Origin of the sequence: Candidatus Spongiisocius sp., assembly GCF_965221825.1 — a bacterium.
Taxonomy (GTDB): domain Bacteria; phylum Actinomycetota; class Acidimicrobiia; order Spongiisociales; family Spongiisociaceae; genus Spongiisocius.
Genome location: NZ_OZ244917.1, coordinates 794,501 through 813,983 on the forward strand (window position 1 = coordinate 794,501; position 19,483 = coordinate 813,983).

Genomic DNA, 19,483 nt, shown 5'->3' on the forward strand with positions numbered 1-19,483 from the left:
GAAGGCCTTTCTTAGGAAGCCTCGGCGTGGACGAAACGGTCCACGTAGACCGCTACTGCGCCACCCACCAGGGGACCCACGATGTAGGCCCACGCGTCGGTGAAGTCCGCGGCCACGATGGCGGGGCCCAGGCTCCGCACCGGGTTGACGGAAGCGCCCGTTATCGGGAACAGCGCCAGGTGGATGACCACCAGTGTCAGACCGATGATGACCGGCGCGCTCGCGTTCTCGCCCGAGGTGACGCGCAGGATGACTATCACCAGGAAGGCTGTGAACAGCGCTTCGAGTGCCAGGACCCAGATCGTGCCGACGCCCGACCCGTCCCCCACCACGGTCGTACCGACCGCCGAGGTGCCCAGCACGGCGGCCACCAGGCCCGAAGCCAGGACCGCCCCTGCGAGCTGGGCCACGATGTAGCCGACCGCATCGGCAGCAGTGATCTCGCCCCGGATAAGCTGGGCCAGCGTGACGGCCGGGTTGTAGTGACCGTCCGACACCGAGCCGAACATGTAGAGGGCTATCAGGAAGGCCAGACCGAAACCGAAGGCTATCGCTACGATGCTGCCGCCCGAGCTGAGGATCGCCATGGAACCGACGCCGATCAGCACGAATGCCCCCAGCAACTCCGCTAGGTACTTGTTGAGTGAACCAGTCAAGACGGGCCTCCCTCTTGAGGTGGGCTATTTCTCGCAGGTTAGACCCACGACCACGCCCGGGCGTTTCATCGGCGGCCTCGGATCCGGCCGTCGGGCCCGGCCCGATCCGGGACAGGCCCCGGGGATCCGTGACAGATCATGAAGTCGATCAATCTGGTAGCGGCGGGGCTCGGGGCGGTAGCCGGCCTGCTCTCGATGGTCTTCGCCGGACTGGTCGGCCTGGCCATCCTCTGGCTCGGCGCCCGCGCCGGCATAGACACCGGTGACACCATCACCTGGGCAGTCCTGGGCGTGGCCCTCTTCGGGGGCGAGTTCGTGGCGGGATACGTGGCCGGACGCCTGGTTCCACCCTTCTTCGCCCGCATGCACGGCGCCGTCGCCGCCCTGACGGTCTACGCGGTGGTGGCCTCGTTCAGCCTGGTGGCCGGTAGTCCAGCCAGCCCGCTGACGCTGGCGGGGTTCGCGCTGGTCGCCGCGATCATCGGCCACCTCGCCGGCGCGTTAGGGGGCAGGTCCCGGCCCGACGACCAGACCTAGGTGGCGGCGGTAGGCCTGCAGCGAGCCCGCCGGTAAGCCGGATTCTGTACCCGCTTGTGACGGGCGACGGCCATCCATCTGGGGTCTGCGTCGCCGCCAGACCTCGGTGCGGTCCACCCGAAGCTTGACCGGCGGACCACCGACGCCTCTGCTTGACCTTGCTCCGGGAGGGGTTTACCAGCCACCCCGGTCTCCCGGGATGCTGGTGGTCTCTTACACCACCGTTTCACCCTTGCCTGTGCCCGAACGGGCCATCGGCGGTCTGATCTCTGTGGCACTTTCCGTCGGGTCGCCCCGCCTGGGCGTTACCCAGCTCCCTGTCCTGTGGAGTCCGGACTTTCCTCGATCGCATGAGCAACCGCGGCCGTCTGGCGAACTCGCCGCAGACGGTCAGGATAGTGACGGTATGGCACCAATGGCCGCAGACGGGCTGGGCACCCTGGTGGCCGGTAACCTGGGCGTCCGTATGTGTGGACGGTACGTAATCAACGCCGAGCCCGACGACCTGGTCGGTTACTTCCGAGTGGACCACGTGATGACAGAGCGTCTCGAACCCAGCTACAACGTGGCGCCTACCGACCCTGTGTACGCCGTGGCCGAGCACAGAGGATCCCGCCAGTTGGGATCATTCCGCTGGGGTCTGATACCGCACTGGTCCGCCGGCCGGAAGGGACCGCTCAACATCAATGCCCGAGCCGAAACCGTGGCCACCAAGCCCGCCTTTCGGGATTCGGTACGCCGCAGACGATGCCTCCTCCCTGCCACCGGGTTCTTCGAATGGGGCCACACCGCGGCCGGGAAGCACCCGTACTTCGTGAGGATGGCCGACGACTCCCCGATGGCCTTCGCCGGTATCTGGTCAGCCTGGAAGGATCCGGAGACCGAGGAGTGGGTCCGGAGCGCCGCCATCATCACCACCATCGCCAACGAGGGCCTGTCTCCGATCCACACCCGCATGCCGGTGATCCTGGAACCCGACCACTGGGACCTCTGGTTGGACCGGGACGTCCGATCTGCCGGGGCCATCGAGTCGCTCCTGGGTCCCCTGGCCGGCTCCAAACTGACCTGGTACCCGGTGTCGCGCCAGGTAAACAGCGTGCGAAACAATCTCCCCACCAACATCATCCCCCAGTCCCACCTCGAACCGACCGACTCGTAGGAAGCCGACCGCTCGGCTGCGACCTCATTCTCCAGGCTGTCCGCACCGCTGACGGCGCCCTAAACCTGAGGTTCCCGGGCCGGCGTGACGTCGGGTGTCCGGGGCCGGGCAGACATCGAACCTCCGCCAATAGCCTTCGGATGCCTACCGGCGACCGCAATCAAGTACCTGCCGCGGCCCGAAGGCGAAGCCTCGTTTACGGATGCGCTGCGGAGCGATCTAGATTCAGACGTGCACATGACCCGCATACTCCTGGTGCGTCACGCTCCCACTCCCGAAACCGGCGACCGCCTGACCGGCCGGGCGCCGGGCGTCTCCCTGGATCGCCAGGGTCGCCAGGCCGCCCTGGCCGTCGCTGATGCGCTGGCCGGGTTGGAAATCGAGGCGGTATACAGTTCACCCATCGAACGGACCATGGAGACAGCCGCCATTGTCGCCGGGCCCCACGAGATGCAGCCGGTCGTCGATCCCGGCCTGATCGAGATGGACTTCGGCGGGTGGACCGGGCAGACCCTCGAGTCGCTGCGGCGCCTGAAGGCTTGGAAATCGGTCCAGATGACGCCCTCCCGGTTCCGGTTCCCGAATGGTGAGTCATTTGCGGAGGCTCAGCACCGGTCGGTGGCGAGCGTCGAGCGGATCGCCGGGACGCACGAAGGGAAGACGGTGGTCGCGGTCAGCCATTCGGACATCATCAAGCTGGTTATCGCCCACTACCTCGGTCAGGCCCTCGACCTGTTCCAGCGGCTGAGGATCTCGACCGCCTCGGTCTCAGAACTCCGGTTCGACGGAGACGAGGCCCCCGCTGTCGTGTCCGTCAACGCCACCGGGGTGGTCGTATGAACGGCCCATCGTCACGGCAGTTCGGACCGGTGGACACCTTCCTCGTCGGGACCATCGGCCCGCCCGGACAGAGGGCCTTCTACCTGTTCGTCGAGACGCAGCAGGAGAGGGCCTGGTTCCTGTTCGAGAAGAACCAGGCGGCGGTGCTCGGCGAGCAGGGCCTGGATCTGATCTCCAACATGGGCTGGGATGATGACGTTCCGGTGGATGATCTGGTGGCGCACGGCGCCGACCTGCCCGAGCCGACTCTCGAAGCCGACGTGCTGTTCCGGGTGATGTCCATCGCCATGCGCATCGAGGGGGACGAGCAGATGACCCTGCTGCTGGAAGGGCAGGCCGACGATGAGAGAGCCACCTTCGCGATCACCCCTCGGCAGCTGAAGGCGGGCGCGGTGATGGCGCTGCGAGCTGTCCACTCGGGACGGGCTCAATGCCCGGAATGCCTGTTGCCCGAGGACCCTGAGGGCCACAACTGCCCCTCGGGTAACGGCCACCGACTGCCCGGGTGACCGGCCGGGCCGGCGACGCCTGGGATATCGCAGAGATAATCGGGCGGTTCCGGAACGCTTCCAACGCGACGCTCCTGGCTGTCACCGAGGCGGGCAGGATGGTGGTCTACAAGCCCGAACGCGGACAGCGCCCCCTCCACGACTTCGACTGCCGGACCCTGCCGGCCCGTGAGGTGCTGACCTTCGAACTCGCCGGAGCGGCAGGGCTGGATTGCGTCCCCGAGACGGTGCCGGTCAGCGGGCCGTTCGGGCCGGGCTCGGCCCAGGTCTTCGTGGAGGTGGACGATGAGTTCGATCCGGCGACCCTCATCAACGAGGCCGACCCGAGCCTCTGGCCGATCGTCACCCTGGATCTGGTGATCAACAGTGCCGACCGCAAGGCCGGACACGTGATAGCCGATGACGCGGGCAGGATCTGGTGCATCGATCACGGTCTGGCGCTTCACGCCGAGCCCAAACTCCGCACGGTGATGTGGGCCTTCTCCGGCCAAGCCCTACCCGCCGCGATGGTGGAATGCGTCCGGAAGCTCGAGCGGGCCCTTGACGATCGGCTCCACGCCCGTACCGAGGAACTCCTCGGCGGTGAGGAAGCCGACGCTCTGGCAGCCCGGGTGGACGCTCTGCTCGACGATCCGACCCACCCCTACCCACCGACCGACCGTCATCCCCTCCCGTGGCCGCTCTGGTGAGCCGGAGATTGATCACAACCCCACCGATCTCCCGTCTATCCTGTACCGGCGATGGCATCTCCTGCGGACAACGGCCGGAGCCGGTGGGGCTCCTTTTTGGCCACGATCATATTCTTGGGCATCATGGCGGCGTTCTATCTGTGGCCCAATCCGGCCTGAACGACACATAAGACACCAATGGAGATGATCCGATGAAGCGCTTCGCCTACTTCTGCGGCCATGAGCAATGGCAGCCCGAGCAACTGGTCCGCCATGCTGTGCTCGCCGAGCAGGCCGGCTTCGACATGGTGGTGGTATCGGAGCACTTCCATCCCTGGGTCGATGACGCGTCGGCCTCCGGATTCGCCTACTCCACCCTGGGCGCCATGGCGCAGGCCACCGAGCGGATCGAGATCACCACCGGCGTGACCACCCCCTTGTGGAGGTTCCATCCCGCAATTACCGCCCAGGCGGCCGCCACTATCGACCGGTTGAGCGGGGGGCGGTTCAACCTCGGCGTGGGCACCGGCGAGAACATCAACGAAGGCCCGCTCGGCTACCACTTTCCCAAGTATGCGGAGCGCGCCGCCAGGATGTCGGAGGCGCTCGACATCATCCGCCGCCTGCTGGATGGGGAGAAGCTCTCCTACAGCGGCGACTACTACACCACCGACCGGGCCAAGCTGTATTCCCCTCCCGTCTCTCGCGTGCCGATCCTCGTGGCGGCGGGCGGTCCCAAGACAGCCGGTCTGGCAGGCCGAAAGGCGGACGGAATCATCGTCTCGGTGAAGGATCCTGCGGTCGCGCTGGAGCGGGCCGTCGGCCCGGCACGGGAGTCGGCGGCCGAGGCCGGACGGCCCCGCCCGATACTGCTCACCTCACGATGGGCGATCTTGGCGGGTAGCGATGACGAGGCTTGGGAAGCGCTCTATTCATGGCGCGGGCTGAGGGCGCCGGGACGTCTCCAAGCCGTCGATCCGATGACGCTCCGCAAACGAGCCGACGACCTTCCGCGCGAGGAGATCCTCGGGCGCTACGGAAGGGCGGCCGGCGCCGAGGACATCGTCGACCTGTACCTGCCCCTGGTGGGCTCGATCGACGCCGACATCGTCACCATCCAGATGGCCTCGGTCGACCAGGAGGGTCTCATCGAACTCCTGGGCCGAGAAGTCCTCCCCGCCCTCCGCGAAGCCGCCACGAACTGAGGACGGGCCATGACGCCGGACCGCCGGGGTCGGGTGTCGGTCTCTCTCCCACAGAACCGGAGAGCGGTCAGTCCGGGATCGCCGAGGGCCACTGGTCCTTCAGGAGCCGGGAGAGGGCCCGGTCGGCCAGTATCCGTCCCCCCGTCTGGCATCCGGCGCAGTAGTTGGTCTCGTTGGATGCGTACACGATCCGCCGGACCGGACTCCCGCACACGGGACAGGGCTGCCGGTACTTGCCATGAACGGCCATTTCGGGCCGGAAGGCCGTTACCCGCTCCGGGAACCCGTCACCGACCTCGTCACGCATCCGATCCGCCCATTCGGTAAGGGTGCTGACGGTCGCCTCATGGAGCCGCTGCACGGCGGGGTCGTCAAGCCGGCTGGTCAACGTCACCGGCGAGAGTCCGGCCCGGTGGAGTATCTCGTCCGAGTACGCATTGCCGATGCCCGAGAGTATTCGGGGATCGGTCAGGGCCCGCTTGAGCGTCCGGTTCTGGCGCCTCAGCGCTTCGGCGAAGGCTTCCGGCGTTGCTTCGAGCGGCTCGAGGCCGCCGCGCTCGTGCTCGGCCAGTGCATCCGCGCCCCGATGCACATGCAAGGAGGCCCGCTTCCTGGACCCCTGCTCGGTGAGTACCAGCGTTCCGTTCGGGAAATCGAACGCGGCGTGACCGACCTTCTTGGGGACGGCCTGACCGCGCTTCCTCCATCTGAACCGGCCTGCCACCATCAGGTGGAACACCATGAAGAGGTCGTCCTCGAGTTCGAGGACCAGGCGCTTCCCCATGCGGCGGAACCCGACCACCCGCCTGCCCTCCACTTCGGAGAGAGGCGGATCGAAGGTGCGGAGGAGCGAGATCGACACCACCCTCGCCCGTTCCAGAACCCTCCCCCCGACAAACCGTTCGAGGGACTCAAGGTATACGACCACATCGGGTAGTTCCGGCATGCTCCCGAGCCTAGGGGGGGTCTGACCGTGGAATGGCGGTGTGGTATGCGCCAGCCGGCGGAGTTCCTCGCAAGGCCCGCTGACGAAGGCGTACCCGCAGCGGTCCGTCAAGGAAGCGGAACGCAGCGACGGGACACCGAAGGCAAGCAGAACACGCCAAGTCGCTTCACGGACAGACCCCCCGGTCTGACCGTGGAATGGCGGTGTGGTATGCGCCAGCCGGCGGAGTTCCTCGCAAGACCCGCTGACGAAGGCGTACCCGCAGCGGTACCGAATCCGGTCTCACGGACCGAGCCGGGTGCTCAGGCTACGAAAAGTAGCTCGAACACCCGGCTCGGTCACTTCGTGATTGCGTTATCCGAAGCCCTCGGATGAGGGTCCTTCGTGGTCTGCTCAGATGCCGTCGGTGAAGGCGTCCTCGAAGGAGGCGAACCTACGCCCGCCATCGGCTGACGAGCCTGAGCTCCGGCGGTTACCGCCGCCCTGGTTACGACTCCCCTGGCTGCGGCCGCCCTGGCCACGACCGCCCTGGCCACGACCCCGGTTACCGCCGCCCCGGCCTCCCGGCCGGCCGCCGCCTCTGCCCTGGCGGGGTCCGCGGCCCCGGTTGGGGCCTCTCCCGCCGCCGCCGCGTCCGGATCCTCGGTCACCGCGATCGCGCCGCTGGCCCGGGGCGCCGACGTTGGCGCCGGGCTTCGGCTCCAGATCGGCCGTCACCTTGAGCGAGACCTTGCCATTCCGGTCGACGGAATCGACCACCACCGCCAGGGGATCACCCTCGGACAGGTAGTCGCCCACCCGGCGCACGTGGCGGGTGCTGTCGAACTTGGAGATATGCAGGAGGCCGTCCTTGCCCGGAAGGATGTTGATGAAAGCCCCGAAGTCGGTGATGCTCACCACCTTGCCCTCGTACTGCTTGTCCACCTCCGGAGTCGGCGGGAAGGCGATCTCGTTGACCCGGTTCATGGCGTCGGCGAGAGAGGTGCCGTCGCTCGAGGACACCAGCACCGTGCCGTCATCCTGGACCTCGATCGAGGCGCCGGTCTCGGCCTCCAGCTCACGGATGATCTTCCCCTTGGGACCGATGATGTCGCCGATCTTGTCCACCGGGATCTGGACGGTCTCCAGCCGGGGAGCGTGCTCCTTCATCTCCTCCCGGGGCCCGTCGATCGCCTGGCACATGACGTCCAGTACTTCGAGCCTGGCCTGCCTGGCCTGGACCAGCGCTCCGGCCAGCACTTCCGCCGGCAGACCGTCGATCTTCATGTCGAGCTGGAGGGCGGTGATGAAGTCCGCGGTTCCCGCCACCTTGAAGTCCATGTCGCCCAGGGCGTCCTCGGCCCCGAGGATGTCGGTCAGGGTCACGTAGTTCTCGCCGTCGGCGATCAAGCCCATGGCGATCCCGGCCACCGGACCGGCGATCTCGACGCCCGCATCCATGAGGGAGAGCGACGAGGCGCAGACCGAAGCCATGGACGAGGAGCCGTTGGACGAGAGCACCTCCGACACCAGGCGGAGCGTGTACTGGAATCCGTCGTCGGCAGGAAGCACCGGCCGGAGGGCCTTCTCCGCCAGGGCGCCGTGCCCGATCTCCCGGCGCTTGGGTCCTCTCATGAACCCGGCCTCGCCGGTGCAGTAGGGCGGGAAGTTGTAGTGATGCATGTAGCGCTTGGCTTCCTCGTTACTGATCGTGTCGAGCATCTGCTCCATGCGTGGCATGCCCAGGGTGAGGACATTCAGCACCTGCGTCTCTCCGCGAGTGAACAGGGCGGACCCGTGGGCCCGGCTCAGCACGTTGACCTCGGCGGCCAGCGACCGGATATCGGTGGCGCTTCTGCCGTCCATACGGACGCCCTCCTCGATGATCCGCCGGCGCATCGCCTTCTTGGTAGCGGCTCGCAACGAGGCTTGGACCTGCCGGGCGGTCTCGGTGTCATCCTCATCCATCCCGTACTCGGCGACCACCCGCTCGGCCAATTCCGCCTCGGCGGACTTCCGCTCAGCCTTGTCGGTGATACTGACCACTCCGGCGACCCCGTCGCCGGCCAGCTCCGATACGCGCTCGTACACCTCGTCCGGGTACTCGATGACCGACGGCCATTCCCCGACCTCCTTGCCGGTCGCTTCCTGGAGCTCGTCCTGGAGATCGAGCAGCTGCCCGATGTAGGACTTGGCCTCCTCGAGGCCGGCGGCCACCGCGTCCTCGTCCGGTGCGGTGCGGCCGTCGTTGACCAGTGTCAGGACGCCGTCGGTGGCGCCGGCCTCCACCATCACGATGTCCACCGATCCCGACTCGTTACGCTTGCCGACCACTACGAGGTCGAACACGCACTCCTCCAGTTCGCTGAACGTGGGGAACGGCACCCAACCGTCCTCTCCGAGGCCCAGCCGGACGCCGCCCAGCGGGCCCTCGAAGGGGATGTCGCTGATGGTCAGGGCTGCCGATGCTCCGTTGAGAGCCAGCACGTCGTAGGCGGTCTCTCCGTCCACTTGGAGGACGGTGGCCACCACATGGGTGTCATTGCGGTACCCGTTACGGAAGGACGGGCGGAGGGGCCGGTCGATGAGCCGAGCGCTGAGCGTGGCCCGCTCCGTGGCGCGACCCTCCCGGCGGAAGAAGGACCCGGGGATCTTGCCCACCGCGTACATCCGCTCCTCGACGTCGATCGTGAGCGGGAAGAAGCTCACGCCCTCCCTGGGCCTGGTGCTGGCAGTGGCGGCGACCAGCACTTCGGTCTCCCCCATCGAGACGCGAACCGCCCCGTTTGCTCTACCGGCGAGTTTGCCGGTGGAAATCACGACCTCTTTGTCACCTATTTGGCCGCGAACGACTTGTTCAGACACATGCTCTCCTTGATTTTCTACGTCCAGGCACCGATCACTCGGAGAGCAGCGAAGTCAATTACCAGTGGTCATACCTCCGGACGCTTCGGAGAAGCGCCGCGTCACGAAGGAATGGCGACTGACAACTGATCAACGCCGTTCTCCGGGCGCTTTCCAGCCTGCTTATGTGGTTCGGTCGGCTACAGGACTCTCCTGTAGGCCTCACCATCATCGATGAGCGCCGTAGGGGGCGCTTCGATCATCCCACTCTTATTTGCCACCGGACTCGGGTATGCACTGCCGGAGGCCGGTCCGGTTCACCGCTTTGATGTTGAGAACCGTCTCTACGGATTGCTATCGACGCAATCCAAGCTTGGCGATCACCCGACGATACCGCTCGGCATCGTTCTTCCGAAGGTAGTCCAGCAGCCGCTTACGCTTACCCACCATCATCAACAGGCCTCGGCGGCTGTGATGGTCGTGTTTGTGCTCGCGCAGATGCTCGGTCAAGTGACGGATTCGCTGGGAGAGCAGCGCCACCTGGACCTCGGGGGATCCGGTATCGCTGTCATGAGCACCGAACTCAGTGACTATTTCCTGGGTCGCTCTCATCTCTCTCACTCGATCAGCACATCCCAAACCGGCATGTATAGCAGTGGGAACCGGCTGGAGTGTAGCACCCTCCCGGCGATCTGGTGCGCACCGGCCCGTGAGCACGTCCCCGCGTCACCGCCCGTACCGCTCGCGGAGCTCCGCCTGTGTCGGCCGGGGCGGCGGCCGCTTGTCGATCCCGAGCACGAGCCGGTAGAAAGTGATCATCGCCCAACGCTGGAATTGCAGGATCGCCAGCAGGATGCGCAGGTAGGTGAGCTCGAACACGGCCAGGTAGGCCCGTAGGAGCTGTCCGTTGCGGTCTCGATCGTCCACTTGTGATCATCCAATCATGTCGCTTGCCGGTGTGTTCCGGTCCCCGTTCACACCGTGAAGACCATCGTGGGCCCGAATCCGCCGGAGTTCAACCCCTACATTTCTCACTCTCCGGAGGGCGGGCTCGGGCTTTGACGTGAGGAACCGCCGACCAGCCGGAGCGCTCCGGCCAGATCCGCGGAGGTGATCCGGGGTCGAGCAAGGCCGCCCGACGGCGCGGGGCGGACGCGGTCGAGGAAGGACACGACCAGGCGATCACCCTGGTTCCGGCCGATCCGCCGATCCGGCAGCCTGACCCGGAGCGGCCGGCCGGCACCACCGATCGAGCAGGCGCCGGAACTGCCCGGATCAGCCGTGCCGACCACCACGGCGTAGATCCCGGGCCCGGGCACCGCCATCGACCAGTCCACTTCCACGGCCAGGGTCGAGGCATCCCCTCCCCTCTCGGGAGCGGCCGTCCGGCCGGCCACCTCATGGGGCCGGCCGAGCAACTCGGCGGCGGCCACCACCTCGCCTGCCGCGATGTGTCGGCGGATTGCGGACGACGAGATCGGTCCCTCCTCACCGTCCCGCAGCCGGACGGCCTCGACCCGGAAGCCGTGCGTTTGACCCGAGGCCGCGAGGGCGGCCATGTCTCCGGATCGCCCGGCGCCGTACCGGAAGCCCTCCCCCACCACCACGGCCCGGGCGTTGAAACCGCCCGACACCACCCGGCGAATGAAGGCCTCGGGCCCCAGGTGCCGCGCGTCCGCGAAGGGGAGCACCCCCACGTGGCCCACGCCCACCGACTCCAGCAGTTCGAGCCGGCGGGAGAGCGTAACCAGCATGGCGGGCCCGTCGACGGGGTCGAAGAACCGGCGGGGATGGACATCGAAGGTGACCACGACCGTCTCGATACCCCCTGCCCGGACTGCCCGCTCCGACAGGGCGGCCAGCAGGGTCCGGTGACCCCGGTGGACGCCGTCGAACACCCCGATGGTCAGCGCCGTTCCTGCCTCGGGACCCGGCCCCCAGCCGAGCGGATCGCCCCTCCAGATCTTCATCGCACCGGACTCACGCGAGCACCACCTCCGGAACCAGCCGATCGTCGCGGGCCCGGTATACGGCCAGGAGCCGCCCGTCCGCGGTCACCCGAACGTGCCCGTCCAGGCCCGGGGGGGAAGGCAGGCGCCGCCCGTTGCGCACCCGGGCAGCCGTATCGTCATCCACAGTCACGGACGGCAGATGCGACAGCGCCGCGGCGGGCTCCAGCACCGCTTCGGCCAGCCGGCCCTCTTCACCGAGGCATGCCAGTTGCTCGACGGTCCACGCCTCCTCAACCCTGAGGCTGCCGCTGGCGACCCTGCGGAGGGAACTCAGATGAGCCCGCCCGCCCAGGGCCCTGGCCAGATCATCGGCGAGCACGCGGATGTAGAGGCCGCTGCCTCCCACCACCCGGAGGCGTACCTCCGGGAACGGGCCCGCCGCGAACCCCTCCAGGTCCAGGCGGTCCACCCGCACCCTTCGGGCAGGCCGTTCGACCTCCTCGCCTCGCCTGGCCAGTTCGTGCAGGCGCTTGCCGCCCACCTTCACCGCCGACACCATCGGAGGCCTCTGGAGTATCTCCCCCCTGAAGCGGTCCATGATGCCGTCCAGATCATCCCGGTCGATGCTCATCGGCGCCCGCCCGGTCACCTCTCCGTCGGCATCCAGGCTGTCGGTGGCCACGCCGAAAAGGGCAGTGGCCTCGTACTCCTTGGGCAGGTCGGTGACGAAGCGCAGCAACCTGGTGGCCCTGCCGATGCCGAGGACGAGCAGGCCGGTTGCCATGGGATCGAGAGTGCCGGCGTGCCCGATCCGGCGCATGCCGAGGATCCGGCGGGACCTGGCCACAACGTCATGGGACGTCCACCCGCCGGCCTTGTCGACCAGCATGATCCCGGAGCCGGCGCTCACCCGGCCAGCCGCCTTCTCACCGCTTCGACCGCTTCGTCCCGCGTGCCCGAGAAGGAGCATCCGGCGGCGCGGTGGTGGCCGCCGCCACCCATCGTCTCCGCTATGGCCGCCACATCCACGTGGCGGCGGGACCTCAGGCTCAGCTTCCACTTCCCGCCGGGCTGTTCCTTGAGCAGCAGCGCCACCTCGGCCTCCCGGGCTATCCGGACATCATCGATCAGGGCGTCGGCATCCTCCATCCCGATGCGATGGCGCCCGAGATCGTCCTGGGTGAGGTAGGACCACACCAGGGAGTGAGCCGGCTCCAGCGTGGCGCGGGACAGGACGGCTCCGGCGACGCCGAGGTACCCGAACGGCACCGACTCGTAGACGGCTTGCCCGATCACCTCCGGGCGCGCTCCCACCTCCACCAGTTCGGCCGCCGCCCGGAGGGCCTCGGGATTGGTGTTGCCGTACTGGAAGCGACCGGTGTCGGTAACCAGACCCAGCAGCAGGGCCGTGGCTGCTTCGGGCGGCAGATCCCAGCCGATCAGCCTGATCAGGCGGTAGCAGAGCAGCGCGGCCGCCGGAGCGCTCGGTTCGCACACCCTGATGTCTCCGAATCCGGCGCCCGCCACGTGATGGTCGATCATCACCACGGTCCCGGCCGCCTCGACCACCGGCGCCAGTTCCGCGCCCAGCCGCTCCGGATCATTGCAGTCGAAGGCCACCAGCACGTCGGGCGCGCCGGCCTCCCCGGGATCCACCACCGGCCCGGTATCCAGGAAGCTGAAGTGCCGCCCCAGGGCGAAGCCCCCGCCGAAGCAGGCTCGCGCCGAGCGGCCCGCCGCACGGGCCGACAACGCCAAGCCCAGGGATGACCCCAGGGCATCGCCGTCCGGATTCACATGGCCCGTGGCGACCAGCGAGCCGGCCTCCCGGATGGCGCAGGCCGCGTCCGTCAGGCCGGGAATCGCCCCCGGCATCACCCGCTCCCGCCTCGCCCGTCCATATTCTTCAGAATCTCCTCGATCCGCCGGGCATGCGCCACGGCCGGATCGGGAACGAACCTCAACTCGGGAAGGTACTTCATCCGCACCTGCGGACCCACGGCGGCGCGGATCCGGGGGGCCGCCGCCGCCAGCGCCCTGGCGGTCTGAGCCTCGGCTTCTTCGTCCCCGAGGACGGTGTAGTAAACCTCGGCGTTACGGAGATCGGGGGATGTTGACACGCCGGTCACCGTCAGGAACCCGATTCGTGGGTCCTTGAGGTTCTGGCACTCCTCCGCGATGACCTCCCTGAGGATCTCGTTGACCCTCCGGAGCCTCAGGCCCATCCTGACCTCTCCCTCATGGCGGGTCCTCCAGGTAGGAGATGCCGACCGACAGCACCTCGGCCTCCTCCCACCGATCGAAGAAGCGACACACCGAATGTACCGCCATCTCCAACTGCGTCGCATGCGGCGAGACTATGCCCACCCCCACCGCAGTCCGCTGCCACTGGTCGTGGTGATCGACCTCGGCGAACGCCACAGGGAAGGCGCGGCGCAGGTTGGCGGACAGCCGAGCGATGCGCTGCCGCTTGGCCTTCAGAGAATGTACATCCCGCAAACGCAGATCAACCCGGAGCGCCGCGGCGTGCATGCTCGCCATGGGGTACTCACGTCAGCGCGATCATGTGGCGGCGATCTCATCGACGCGGTAGGTCTCGATGACGTCGCCGTCCTTGACATCCCGGAAGCGTTCGAGCCCGATGCCGCACTCGTATCCGGCCGCCACCTCGCGCACATCGTCCTTGAACCGGCGTAGCGACGCCACCCGACCGTCATAGATGACGCTCCCGCCCCGGACCACCCGGGCCTTCGCCTCCCTCACGATGGTGCCCTCGGTGACGTAGCAACCGGCGACGGAGCCCAGGCGAGGCACGCGGAAGGTAGCTCGCACCTGAGCCACACCCACCAGGGTCTCCTCCCGGGTCGGCGCCAGGCGACCGACCAGCATCTGCTCCATCTCGTCGAGGAGCTCGTAGATGATCGAGTAGGTGAGTACCTCGATTCCCGCCGCCGCGGCCGCTCGCCTCGCGTTCGGATCGGGACGGACGTTGAATCCGACCACCACCGAGCCCGTGGCGTCGGCCAGCGTGATGTCATTCTCGTTGATGCCGCCCACTGCCGCATGTACCACGTTGACCCGACCACCCTCGCGGGCGATCTGGCCGACCGCCTCCCGGATCGCCTCCACCGAACCGTCGGCGTCGGCCTTGATGATGAGAAGGAGTTCGGTCTGCTCCTGGGACCGCAAACGCTCGAGCAACTGCCCGAGGCGCTCCCGGGCGGTGGGTACCACGAGCGTCCTGGCCCGGACCGCATCCACCTGGTCGGCCGCCATGGATCGGGCTATACGGTCGTTCTTCACCACCTCGAACATGTCGCCCGCAGCCGGAACCGACGCCCATCCCGACACCAGCACCGGAGTGGAGGGAGTTGCGGTCGAGACGCGACGGCCCGTGTGGTCGATGATGGAGCGGGCCCGGCCGCTCACCATCCCTGCCACCAGCGAATCCCCTCGCTTCAGCGTTCCCCGTTGCACGATCACGGTGCCTACCGGACCCAGCCCTCGATCGAGGTGGCTCTCGATCACCACTCCCGAAGCCGGGGCCTTCGGGTTGGCCGTGAACTCCGACACCTGGGCCACCAGGTCGATCATCTCGAGGAGGTTGTCCATGCCCTCCCCGGTGGTCGCGGACACCTCGACCGAGACGACTTCGCCACCCAGCTCTTCCGTGACCACCTCGTGCTCGGTCAGCATGGCGCGTACCCTCAGCGGGTCGGCGTTCTCGAGGTCCATCTTGTTGATGGCGACGATCATCGGCACGCCTGCCGCCATGGTATGGCTGATCGCTTCGGCGGTCTGTGGCATGACCCCGTCGTCCGCCGCCACCACCAGCACGACGATGTCGGTCACCTCGGCTCCCCGGGCCCTCATGGCGGTGAAGGCGGCATGGCCGGGCGTATCGATGAACGTGATCGGACGCCCGTCGACTGTGGCCTGGTAGGCGCCGATGTGCTGGGTGATCCCCCCTGCTTCTCCGGACACGACATTGGTGTCGCGGATGTAGTCCAGCAGGGTGGTCTTGCCGTGATCGACATGGCCCATCACTGTGACGACAGGCGGACGAGCCTTCAGGGAGGCGGGATCGTCGTCGAATACCCGCTTCGGCTTGACCAGGGGCTCGTCGACCTCCTCCGGTTCCTCGCCATGCTCGACTTCGACCATGATCCCGAAGTGTTCCGCCAGGGGCTCGATGGCCTCGGGCGGCACCGGCGCTGCGGCAGCCGCCATCAGCCCCATCGACAGCAACTGCCTTACCAGCTCGCCCACCGGCTGGTGCATGGCTCGCGCCATCTCGAGCACCGATACGCCGGACGGCACGACGATGACCCTGATGTCATCGGGCTCGGGGATGTCGGGTTCCGGAGCGGAGGCCTCTTCCGGCGAGTCGGGCGCCGGCTGGGGGGTATCGGCAACTTCTTCTTCTTCCGGCTCCTCCGGTAGGAGCATGGAGCGAAGGGCCTCGGCATCGCCCTGGTCCAGCCCGGAGGAGGCGGTGGTAACCGGCAGTCCCAGGTCCTGGGCCGTGGTCAGAACGTCACGAGAGGCCAGGCCCATCTCCTTCGCCAGTTCGTAGATGCGCTTGGTCACCATGGCTGCTTACGCCCCCGCGGTACCATCAAGAGGGCCACCCGGTGTCCGGCCGATCCCGGAACCCCTTCCCGCTGATGAGAATCCCTCCAAGACCGTTCCCGGTCGGTCGAGCCTCGCACAACCTGCTCGCGCGCTGCTAACGGCCACCGGCAGCGACCGGACCGCGCCCCCGGGTAGCCGGCCGCCGGGACCTGGAGTCACTCTGTATGTCGATGCGGTAGCCGGTTAGTCGGGTAGCCAACCGGGCGTTCTGACCCTCCCGACCGATGGCCAGCGAGAGCTGGTGTTCGCTCACTATCACCACCGCCGACTTCTCTTCCTCATCAACCTGTACATCACGCACCTTGGCCGGGCCAAGGGCCTCAGCGATGAATTGGGCCGTGTCATCACGCCATTGCACCACGTCCACCTTCTCGCCCCGCAACTCGTTGACAACGTTGCGTACCCGGGATCCGCGGGCGCCGACGCAGGCTCCTTTGGGATCCACGTTGGCATCATTGGACACCACCGCGATCTTGGTGCGATGGCCCGCCTCCCGGGCTATCGAACGGATCTGCACCGTTCCGTCCAGCAACTCCGGCACCGCCAGCTCGAGCAGCCGGCGAACCAGGTCGGGATGGGAACGCGACACCACGATCTGCGGGCCCTTGGTCTCGCGCCGAACCTCGATGATCAGGGCCTTCGCCCGGGCGCCTCGCTCCAGCCGCTCGTAGGGGATCCGCTCGGAACCCGGCATCATCGCCTCTGCGTTACCCAGGTCGAGGATCGTGTACCGGTTGTCATGCTGCTGCACCATGCCGGTCACCAGGTCGCCCTCGCGGCCCTCGTAGGCGTCGAACACCTGCTCGCGCTTGGCTTCCCGGAGCTGCTGGGCGATCACCTGCTTGGCGGTGCTGGCCGCTATCCGACCGAAGTCGGTGGCGGTGTCCTCCCACTCCTCGATGACGTTTCCGTCGTCATCGAGCTCCTGTGCGTAAACGATGATCTCGCCGGAGTCCGGCTGGATGGTCACCCGGGCCTCCTCCGCGGCGCCCGGAGTCCGCTTGTAGGCCGACACGAGCGCGTTGGCCAGGGCAGCGAGAATCGTGTCGACGGGGATGCCGCGCTCCCGCTCCAACATCTCGAGGGCCTCCATGACCCGGTAGTCGATCTTCATCCCGTTACCCCGACTTCCTGGTCGCCCTGGCTTGCTTGTTCCACTCGAACCGCGTGCGCGCCGACCGCACCTGCCCGTAACCGATCAGCCTCGTCTCACCGTCGACCCGCACGGCACAACCATCCGAATCGGCCGCCTCGAGCACGCCACGATGGTGCCGGGAACCCGCTACCTCTACGTCGGTCTTTATGGTCACGTCCCGACCGATCGACTTGCTGAAATGGCGGGGAAGGTGAAGGGTGCGCTCGAGCCCGGGCGAGGACACCTCCAGGGAATAGGAGCCCTCGAAGGGATCGAGACGGTCGAGTTGCCGTGATAGGGAGCGGGACACGGCCGCCAACTGGTCGACCCCCACCCCGCCGTCGCGATCGACGATTACCCGAACGATCCGCGGACCTCGGCCGGCCACCTGGAGGTAATCGAGCTCCAGGCCCTGGCCGGCGAGATGCTGCTCGAACAGGTCTTCCAGCCGCTCCTCAATAGTCATGGTCGGCTTCGAGCCCCCGGCTCTTCCTGAAGTGAGCGTCTCCATCTGGTGCGGTATGGAGGCATGACGGGCTTCCGGCGCGGTGGAATACGCCGGCCAACCGGTTTCTACAATAAAAAAAGCGGGCTGGGCGCCCACCTTGTAGCACAAAGTCACGTCCTTCGAGTGTCTGAGTCGAATCATAGCATTTGTCCTACCGAACGAGACCTGGGCAGGAGTGCTATGACACCAGCCCGACGAGGCGCGCCACCGCCTGATCCACGGGAACGGTTTCGGCCACCGAGCCGTCGCGGGCAACCAGTTCGGCCTCCCCGGCCCTGATGCCCCGGGGACCTACCGTAAGCCGGTAAGGGATCCCTACCAGCTCGGCATCGGCGAACTTGACGCCGGGACGCTCGTTGCGGTTATCCAGCAGGACTTCGATCCCGGCGTCGGTGAGGTCACGGTAAAGGCTCTCTCCCGCCTGGCCGACCGCCGGGTTGTCGGGTCTCAGCAGGGTGATCACAACTGCGAACGGCGCCACCGAGACCGGCCAGATGATTCCCTTGCTGTCATGGCTGACCTCGACCACAGCAGCCATCGACCGCCCCACACCGATCCCGTAAGAACCCATCACGATTGGCGTGGGCCGGCCAGTCTCGTCGAGCACGCTGGCCCCGAGGGCGTCGCTGTACTTGAGGCCAAGCTTGAAGATATGACCCACTTCGATGACCCTCGACAACGAGAGGGAGCCGGATTGGCAACTCCGGCAAGCCTCCCCCTCCCGCACCGAACGCATGTCGAGCCACCTGCCCACCGGGACGTCGCGCTCCACATCCACGCCACGAAGGTGAACATCGTCCTCGTTGGCGCCGGTCACCATGTTGGAGCGCCCCCGGAGGACCGGATCGGCGATCACGGGATAATCCACCCCCACCGCGCCAAGGCTCCCGGGGTGAGCGCCGAGCCTGTCGACGATCTCTTCCGCGGTCGCCGGACGGACCACGCCGGGCACCGCGTCCACCAGCTTCTGGACTTCGAGGTCGTGGTCGCCCCTCAGAACCAGCAGGGTGAACTCTTCCCCCACGTAGTAGGCGAGGGTCTTGATCTGGCGCCGGGCGGCCGTGAATCGTCCCATCGCGGTCAGCGCAGCGATGGTGCGGACCCCGGGGGTCGGGAAGGACTCGGGCGGTCCCTCCCAAGGGTCGTCGGACACGTCGTCGGGTGCGCTGACCGCCCGTTCGAGATTGGCGGCGTATCCGCAGCTGTCGCAGAGCGCGACGCGATCCTCGCCCGCGCCCGAGCGGACCACGAACTCCACGGAGTCACTGCCGCCCATGTTGCCGGAGGACGCCTCCACCTGGATGGAATCGAGACCCAAGCGGGCGAATATCCGGTCGTAGGCGCCCCGGTGAGCCTCGAACTGGACGTCTAGGCCCTCGGGGCCCACGTCGAGCGAGTAGGAGTCCTTCATGATGAACTCCCGCACCCTGAGGAGGCCGGACTTGGGCCGGGCTTCGTCCCGGAACTTGGTCTGGAGGTGGTACCAGAGCTGGGGTAGCTCCCGGTAGGAGTTCAATTCAGAGGCAAGGTGGGCGAACACCTCCTCGTGGGTGAGGGCTAGCACGAGGTCGGCGCCGCGGCGATCCTCGAACTTGACCATGATCCCCTCTACGTCGTCCCACCGGCCGGTCTTCTTCCACAGCTCGGCCGGATGGACCACGGGCGCCAGGAACTCCTGGCCGCCGATGGCGTTCATCTCCTCCCGGATGATGTCGGATACCTTCGTGGCGACCCGCATTCCGAGCGGGAGCATCGAATAGGAGCCGGCCATGAGCTGGCGGATGAAACCGCCCCGGACCAGCAGGCGGTGGCTGGCGGCAACCGCATCCGCCGGATCGTCGCGGAGGGTGGGAATGAACGTCCGTGACCAGCGCACCGGAACTCCTACGTGGTAATCAGAGAAGTCGGGC

Annotated in this window: 20 protein-coding genes and 1 other RNA gene; 6 read left to right on the forward strand and 15 right to left on the reverse strand. The window is 67.2% G+C overall.

The features are described 5' to 3' along the window. Nucleotides 1-11: 11 nt before the first annotated feature. On the reverse strand, nucleotides 12-656 hold the full coding sequence (locus tag ACOQPD_RS03745; RefSeq protein WP_420613564.1) for an MIP/aquaporin family protein: 645 nt from the start codon (nucleotides 654-656) through the stop codon (nucleotides 12-14). Between the two features lie 138 nt (nucleotides 657-794). Here ACOQPD_RS03745 and ACOQPD_RS03750 point away from each other — a divergent pair, with 138 nt between their 5' ends. After that, a complete protein-coding gene (locus ACOQPD_RS03750; RefSeq protein ID WP_420613565.1) occupies nucleotides 795-1,193 on the forward strand; it encodes a hypothetical protein in 399 nt (132 codons plus the stop codon). Between the two features lie 17 nt (nucleotides 1,194-1,210). Here the strand turns inward: ACOQPD_RS03750 and rnpB are convergent. Then, nucleotides 1,211-1,573: RNase P RNA component class A (gene rnpB, locus ACOQPD_RS03755), an RNA gene on the reverse strand. A gap of 26 nt (nucleotides 1,574-1,599) precedes the next feature. Here rnpB and ACOQPD_RS03760 point away from each other — a divergent pair. The 5 genes from ACOQPD_RS03760 to ACOQPD_RS03780 all read left to right on the forward strand — a co-directional run bounded on the left by ACOQPD_RS03760 (nucleotide 1,600) and on the right by ACOQPD_RS03780 (nucleotide 5,574). Further along, nucleotides 1,600-2,352, forward strand: coding sequence for an SOS response-associated peptidase (locus tag ACOQPD_RS03760; RefSeq protein ID WP_420613566.1), 753 nt, complete (start codon nucleotides 1,600-1,602; stop codon nucleotides 2,350-2,352). Between the two features lie 237 nt (nucleotides 2,353-2,589). Next, the gene (locus ACOQPD_RS03765; protein WP_420613567.1) at nucleotides 2,590-3,192 is read left to right on the forward strand and encodes a histidine phosphatase family protein; all 603 of its coding nucleotides are present in this window, start codon (nucleotides 2,590-2,592) and stop codon (nucleotides 3,190-3,192) included. Beyond that, entirely contained in the window at nucleotides 3,189-3,701 is a 513-nt protein-coding gene (locus tag ACOQPD_RS03770) for a DUF3090 family protein (protein WP_420613568.1), read from the forward strand. The genes ACOQPD_RS03765 and ACOQPD_RS03770 overlap by 4 nt, the downstream gene beginning before the upstream one ends. Next, nucleotides 3,698-4,390, forward strand: a complete 693-nt coding sequence (locus ACOQPD_RS03775; protein WP_420613569.1) for an SCO1664 family protein — start codon at nucleotides 3,698-3,700, stop codon at nucleotides 4,388-4,390. The genes ACOQPD_RS03770 and ACOQPD_RS03775 overlap by 4 nt, the downstream gene beginning before the upstream one ends. Nucleotides 4,391-4,581: 191 nt before the next feature. Then, nucleotides 4,582-5,574 carry a TIGR03557 family F420-dependent LLM class oxidoreductase gene (locus ACOQPD_RS03780; RefSeq protein WP_420613570.1) on the forward strand — a complete coding sequence of 331 codons (993 nt, stop codon included), beginning with the start codon at nucleotides 4,582-4,584 and terminating at the stop codon, nucleotides 5,572-5,574. A gap of 67 nt (nucleotides 5,575-5,641) precedes the next feature. On the opposite strand, the gene ACOQPD_RS03785 is transcribed toward ACOQPD_RS03780, so the two are convergent. From ACOQPD_RS03785 to ACOQPD_RS03845, 13 genes are all read right to left on the reverse strand, one after another. Further along, a complete protein-coding gene (locus tag ACOQPD_RS03785) occupies nucleotides 5,642-6,520 on the reverse strand; it encodes an Fpg/Nei family DNA glycosylase (RefSeq protein WP_420613571.1) in 879 nt (292 codons plus the stop codon). Nucleotides 6,521-6,913: 393 nt separating this feature from the next. Next, nucleotides 6,914-9,364 (reverse strand): polyribonucleotide nucleotidyltransferase, encoded by a 2,451-nt coding sequence (locus tag ACOQPD_RS03790; protein WP_420613572.1) that lies wholly within the window; start codon nucleotides 9,362-9,364, stop codon nucleotides 6,914-6,916. A 333-nt stretch (nucleotides 9,365-9,697) separates the two neighbouring features. Further along, nucleotides 9,698-9,955, reverse strand: a complete 258-nt coding sequence (gene rpsO / locus ACOQPD_RS03795; protein ID WP_420613573.1) for a 30S ribosomal protein S15 — start codon at nucleotides 9,953-9,955, stop codon at nucleotides 9,698-9,700. 114 nt (nucleotides 9,956-10,069) lie between these two features. Next, nucleotides 10,070-10,270: a hypothetical protein gene (locus ACOQPD_RS03800; RefSeq protein WP_420613574.1), complete on the reverse strand. Its 201-nt coding sequence runs from the start codon at nucleotides 10,268-10,270 to the stop codon at nucleotides 10,070-10,072. A gap of 104 nt (nucleotides 10,271-10,374) precedes the next feature. Then, nucleotides 10,375-11,313, reverse strand: coding sequence for a bifunctional riboflavin kinase/FAD synthetase (locus tag ACOQPD_RS03805; protein WP_420613575.1), 939 nt, complete (start codon nucleotides 11,311-11,313; stop codon nucleotides 10,375-10,377). 10 nt (nucleotides 11,314-11,323) lie between these two features. Next, complete coding sequence (truB, locus tag ACOQPD_RS03810; RefSeq protein ID WP_420613576.1) at nucleotides 11,324-12,205, reverse strand: tRNA pseudouridine(55) synthase TruB; 882 nt, start codon at nucleotides 12,203-12,205, stop codon at nucleotides 11,324-11,326. Continuing rightward, on the reverse strand, nucleotides 12,202-13,170 hold the full coding sequence (locus ACOQPD_RS03815; RefSeq protein ID WP_420613577.1) for a DHH family phosphoesterase: 969 nt from the start codon (nucleotides 13,168-13,170) through the stop codon (nucleotides 12,202-12,204). Before ACOQPD_RS03815 ends, truB begins: the two co-directional genes overlap by 4 nt. Beyond that, nucleotides 13,170-13,520, reverse strand: coding sequence for a 30S ribosome-binding factor RbfA (gene rbfA / locus ACOQPD_RS03820; protein ID WP_420613578.1), 351 nt, complete (start codon nucleotides 13,518-13,520; stop codon nucleotides 13,170-13,172). The genes ACOQPD_RS03815 and rbfA overlap by 1 nt, the downstream gene beginning before the upstream one ends. A gap of 13 nt (nucleotides 13,521-13,533) precedes the next feature. Further along, complete coding sequence (locus tag ACOQPD_RS03825; RefSeq protein WP_420613579.1) at nucleotides 13,534-13,836, reverse strand: DUF503 domain-containing protein; 303 nt, start codon at nucleotides 13,834-13,836, stop codon at nucleotides 13,534-13,536. A gap of 21 nt (nucleotides 13,837-13,857) precedes the next feature. Beyond that, entirely contained in the window at nucleotides 13,858-15,885 is a 2,028-nt protein-coding gene (gene infB / locus ACOQPD_RS03830; RefSeq protein WP_420613580.1) for a translation initiation factor IF-2, read from the reverse strand. 139 nt (nucleotides 15,886-16,024) lie between these two features. Then, on the reverse strand, nucleotides 16,025-17,044 hold the full coding sequence (nusA, locus tag ACOQPD_RS03835; RefSeq protein ID WP_420613581.1) for a transcription termination factor NusA: 1,020 nt from the start codon (nucleotides 17,042-17,044) through the stop codon (nucleotides 16,025-16,027). Between the two features lie 4 nt (nucleotides 17,045-17,048). Continuing rightward, on the reverse strand, nucleotides 17,049-17,714 hold the full coding sequence (rimP, locus tag ACOQPD_RS03840) for a ribosome maturation factor RimP (protein WP_420613582.1): 666 nt from the start codon (nucleotides 17,712-17,714) through the stop codon (nucleotides 17,049-17,051). Nucleotides 17,715-17,751: 37 nt separating this feature from the next. Continuing rightward, the gene (locus tag ACOQPD_RS03845) at nucleotides 17,752-19,449 is read right to left on the reverse strand and encodes a proline--tRNA ligase (RefSeq protein ID WP_420613583.1); all 1,698 of its coding nucleotides are present in this window, start codon (nucleotides 19,447-19,449) and stop codon (nucleotides 17,752-17,754) included. Nucleotides 19,450-19,483: the final 34 nt, after the last annotated feature.